Source organism: Mycobacterium sp., assembly GCF_050700595.1.
Taxonomy (GTDB): Bacteria; Actinomycetota; Actinomycetes; order Mycobacteriales; family Mycobacteriaceae; genus Mycobacterium.
This window is the reverse complement of the sequence record NZ_JBOHHI010000150.1, coordinates 1-3,596: the sequence shown is the minus strand read 5'-3', so window position 1 is coordinate 3,596 and position 3,596 is coordinate 1. Positions and strand designations below refer to the sequence as shown.

The following is a 3,596-nucleotide window of genomic DNA, read 5'->3' as shown; positions in this document are numbered from 1 at the left end:
AGGCTGCGTAACCATGTCACGAAGATCATCGGTAAGCCGTGTGCGGGAAAACCGCACGCACGGATTGAAAGGGGGATGGGGAAACGGATCTGCTCTGCAGACACCGCGCCCCTGACTACCAATGACTACCTCGGGTGACACTGGCCAGTTGGTCGCGATGATGAACGGCGCCATGCAATCGACCATCCCCATCGCGCACAAGATGGGCGTGCAGGTCGTCGAGGCCCGGCCCGGTTTCGCGGCCACGACCGTACCGGCCGACGGCAACGGCAACCACTTCGGCGTGGTCTACGCGGGGGTGCTGTTCACTGTGGCCGAAGTCCTCGGCGGAGTCATCGCGCTGAGCACCTTCGACAGCGCCAAATACTTTCCATTGGTGAAAAACGTCGACATCGAGTTCGTCGGCATGGCGCGGTCAGACTTGCGGGCCGAAGCCGGCCTCGATGAGCAGACGATTGCCCGCGTCGGCGCCGAAGCGGCCGAACGGGGCAAGGCCGACTTCATCCTGGAGGCGGTGGTGAAGGACGCCGAGGGCCAGACCGTCGCCACCACCCGCGGCCGGTACCAGCTGCGCGCGCACGGCCGTTAGGTTTTCACCGCGCGAGATTGCCGTGAGGGTTGTGATTTCGAAAACCACAGCCATAGGCGCAATCTCGCGACCTGCCCTGGTTACCCCTCGATGCGGGCCCGCCGCGGCAGCTTCCAGTCGGGCCTGACGAAATGGCAGGTGTACCCGGTCGGATAGTGCTGCAGGTAGTCCTGGTGTTCGGGCTCGGCCTCCCAGAAGTCCCCGGCGAGGCTGACTTCGGTCACCACCTTGCCGGGCCAGAGGCCGGACGCGTCGACATCAGCGATGGTCTCCAACGCGATCTGCTTTTGTTCGTCGTCGAGATAGAAGATCGCAGACCTGTAACTGGCCCCGAGGTCGTTGCCCTGCCGGTTCTTCGTGGTGGGGTCGTGGATCTGGAAGAAGAACTCCAGCAACGTGCGGTAGTCCGTGTGGGCCGGGTCGTAGCTGATCTCGATGGCCTCGGCGTGGGTGCCGTGATTGCGGTAGGTCGCGTTCGGGGTGTCGCCGCCGGTGTAGCCGACGCGCGTCGAGATCACGCCGGGCTGCTTACGGATCAGATCCTGCATGCCCCAAAAGCAGCCACCGGCCAAGATCGCTTTGCGGTAGGTCGTCATTGCTTTCCCTCGTTTTCGCTGTTTCGCTCCGACTTCTTTCAACCTGAACTGCTCCCGCGATTATCCCGCGCTGGGCGCTCGGGCGGCGAACTGCTCGACAAACCGCGGTAGAACGTGTTCTAGTTTGATCCGTGACGGCCGGCATCTTCACCCGCGCAGAGCTCGCGGAGGCATTCGCAAAATTCGAGCAGACGGTCGCCCGGGCCGCCGAGACGAAGGACTGGGACGCCTGGGTGAAGCACTACACGCCCGATGTCGACTACATCGAGCATGCCGCCGGCACAATGAAGGGCCGCGACCAGGTGCGTAGCTGGATCCGCAAGACGATGACGACATTCCCGGGTAGCCACATGACCGCGTTCCCGTCGTTGTGGTCGGTCATCGACGAGCCCACCGGGCGGATCATCTGCGAATTGGACAACCCGATGACCGATCCCGGTGATGGCACCATCATCAGCGCGACGAACATTTCGATCATCACCTACGCCGGCGACGGGCAGTGGTGCCGTCAAGAGGACATCTACAACCCGCTGCGCTTCGTGAACGCGGCGATGAAGTGGTGCAGCAAAGCGCAAGCGCTGGGCACGCTCGACGAGGATGCCGCCCGCTGGATGCGAGAGTACGGAGGCCAGGCATGAACGCACGACCCAAGCTGGTCATCGGCGCCAACGGCTTCCTGGGCTCGCACGTCACCCGCCAGCTCGTCACCGCCGGCGCCGACGTGCGGGCGATGGTGCGGCCGAACGCCAACACCCGCGCCATTGACGACCTGACGCTCACCAGCTTCCACGGTGACGTGTTCGACACGGCCACGCTGCGTGAAGCGATGGATGGTTGCGACGACGTCTACCACTGCGTGGTGGACACCCGCGCGTGGCTGCGCGATCCGTCGCCGCTGTTTCACACCAACGTCGAAGGGTTGCGGAATGTCCTGGAAGTGGCCCGTGAAAAAGCGATAGCGGCCAACCTGCACCGGTTCGTCTTCACCAGCACCTACGCAACGGTCGGCCGCCGCCATGGCCACGTGGCCACCGAAGACGATCAAATCGATCGCCGCCGACTCACCCCGTACGTGCAATCCCGGGTGCAGGCCGAGGACCTGGTGCTGGGGTATGCGTCGGAAGCCGGCCTGCCCGCTGTCTCGATGTGTGTCTCGACGACGTACGGCAGCGGTGACTGGGGCCGTACCCCCCACGGCGCCTTCATCGCCGGCGCGGTGTTCGGCAAGCTGCCGTTTCTGATGGACGGCATCGAACTGGAAGTCGTCGGTGTGGACGATGCCGCGAGGGCGCTGATCCTGGCCGCCGAGCGCGGGCGCAACGGCGAGCGGTACCTGATCTCCGAACGGATGATGCCGTTGAAGCAGGTCGTGCAAATCGCCGCAGACGAAGCCGGCGTGCGGCCACCGCGCCGGTCGATTTCGGTGCCGGTGCTCTACGCGCTGGGTGCGTCGGGCAGCCTGCGGGCCCGACTCACCGGCAAGGATGCCGAACTCAGCCTCGCCTCGGTGCGGATGATGCGCGCCGAAGCCGCGATCGACCACAGCAAGGCGGTTCGTGAGCTGGGCTGGCAACCACGCCCGGTCGAAGAATCCATCCGCGAAGCCGCTCGATTCTGGGCCGAGCTTCGAAACGCTAAGGGTAAGAGCACAACTGCGACGTGAGTTTCGAGAAGGTGCGCGTCGAACTGAGCGGGGCGCCGCAGACCATGCTGGCGACGCTGTACGCCAAGGCGCTGGACGTCGATCTCACGGCGCCGATTCTCGGCGATCACCACGCCAAGGAGATCGTCGAACGCATCGACTACGACTGGAGCAAGACCTCCATCACGGCGCGAAATTCGCCGTCGGTGACCACCCGCTCGGCGCATTTCGACAGCTGGGCGCGCCAGTTTCTCGACGTCAACCGGCAGGCCGTGGTGCTGCATTTGGGTTGCGGCCTAGACAGCCGATATTGGCGACTCGAGCCCGGTCCCGGCGTCGAGTGGTACGACGTCGACCACCCCGACGTCGCCGAACTCGCCAGCCAGTTGCTTCCAACTTCTGACCACCACCACGTCGTCGCCGCCTCGGTCACCGACCCGGCATGGCTGCACGACATTGCGACCGACCGGCCGACGCTGATGATCGGCGAGGGCCTGACCATGTACCTGACCGAGCACGACGGCACCGCGTTGCTGCGTCGAGTGGTCGACCGCTTCGGTTCGGGGGAGTTGCAGTTCGACGCGTTCAACCGGCTCGGCATCAAGTCGCAGTGGATGAACACCGTGGTGCGCCGTTCCGGATCGACGCTGTGCTGGGGAATCAACGGGCCCGACGAGATCTTGCTCGCGGTACCCGGCACCCGGCTGCTGGGGTGGGTTCGGTGGTTCGAGTCGGACACCTTTAACCAGCTCCCGCGTCGCTACCAGGC

General features: G+C 64.8%; 5 protein-coding genes. 4 read left to right on the top strand and 1 reads right to left on the bottom strand.

From position 1 onward, the window contains the following. Nucleotides 1-121 precede the first annotated feature (121 nt). Nucleotides 122-589 carry a PaaI family thioesterase gene (locus ACRDTL_RS14070; protein ID WP_431507318.1) on the top strand — a complete coding sequence of 156 codons (468 nt, stop codon included), beginning with the start codon at nt 122-124 and terminating at the stop codon, nt 587-589. An 80-nt stretch (nt 590-669) separates the two neighbouring features. Here the strand turns inward: ACRDTL_RS14070 and msrA are convergent, their stop codons facing one another. Continuing rightward, nucleotides 670-1,185, bottom strand: a complete 516-nt coding sequence (gene msrA, locus ACRDTL_RS14065; protein ID WP_431507317.1) for a peptide-methionine (S)-S-oxide reductase MsrA — start codon at nt 1,183-1,185, stop codon at nt 670-672. A 131-nt stretch (nt 1,186-1,316) separates the two neighbouring features. Between msrA and ACRDTL_RS14060 the strand changes: the two genes are divergently transcribed. The 3 genes from ACRDTL_RS14060 to ACRDTL_RS14050 form a co-directional block, all read left to right on the top strand. Then, entirely contained in the window at nt 1,317-1,823 is a 507-nt protein-coding gene (locus ACRDTL_RS14060; RefSeq protein ID WP_431507316.1) for a nuclear transport factor 2 family protein, read from the top strand. Then, nucleotides 1,820-2,848 carry an NAD-dependent epimerase/dehydratase family protein gene (locus ACRDTL_RS14055; RefSeq protein ID WP_431507315.1) on the top strand — a complete coding sequence of 343 codons (1,029 nt, stop codon included), beginning with the start codon at nt 1,820-1,822 and terminating at the stop codon, nt 2,846-2,848. The genes ACRDTL_RS14060 and ACRDTL_RS14055 overlap by 4 nt, the downstream gene beginning before the upstream one ends. Before the next feature lie 11 nt (nt 2,849-2,859). Next, nucleotides 2,860-3,596, top strand: a 737-nt coding sequence (locus ACRDTL_RS14050) for a class I SAM-dependent methyltransferase (protein WP_431507319.1), incomplete at its 3' end; no start/stop codon positions are given.

Bases quoted from the DNA above. Each gene is read 5' to 3' on its own strand.
- ACRDTL_RS14070 (WP_431507318.1), top strand. From the start codon at position 122: ATGACTACCTCGGGTGACACTGGCCAGTTGGTCGCGATGATGAACGGC.
- ACRDTL_RS14055 (WP_431507315.1), top strand. From the start codon at position 1,820: ATGAACGCACGACCCAAGCTGGTCATCGGCGCCAACGGCTTCCTGGGC.
- msrA (WP_431507317.1), bottom strand. From the start codon at position 1,185: ATGACGACCTACCGCAAAGCGATCTTGGCCGGTGGCTGCTTTTGGGGC.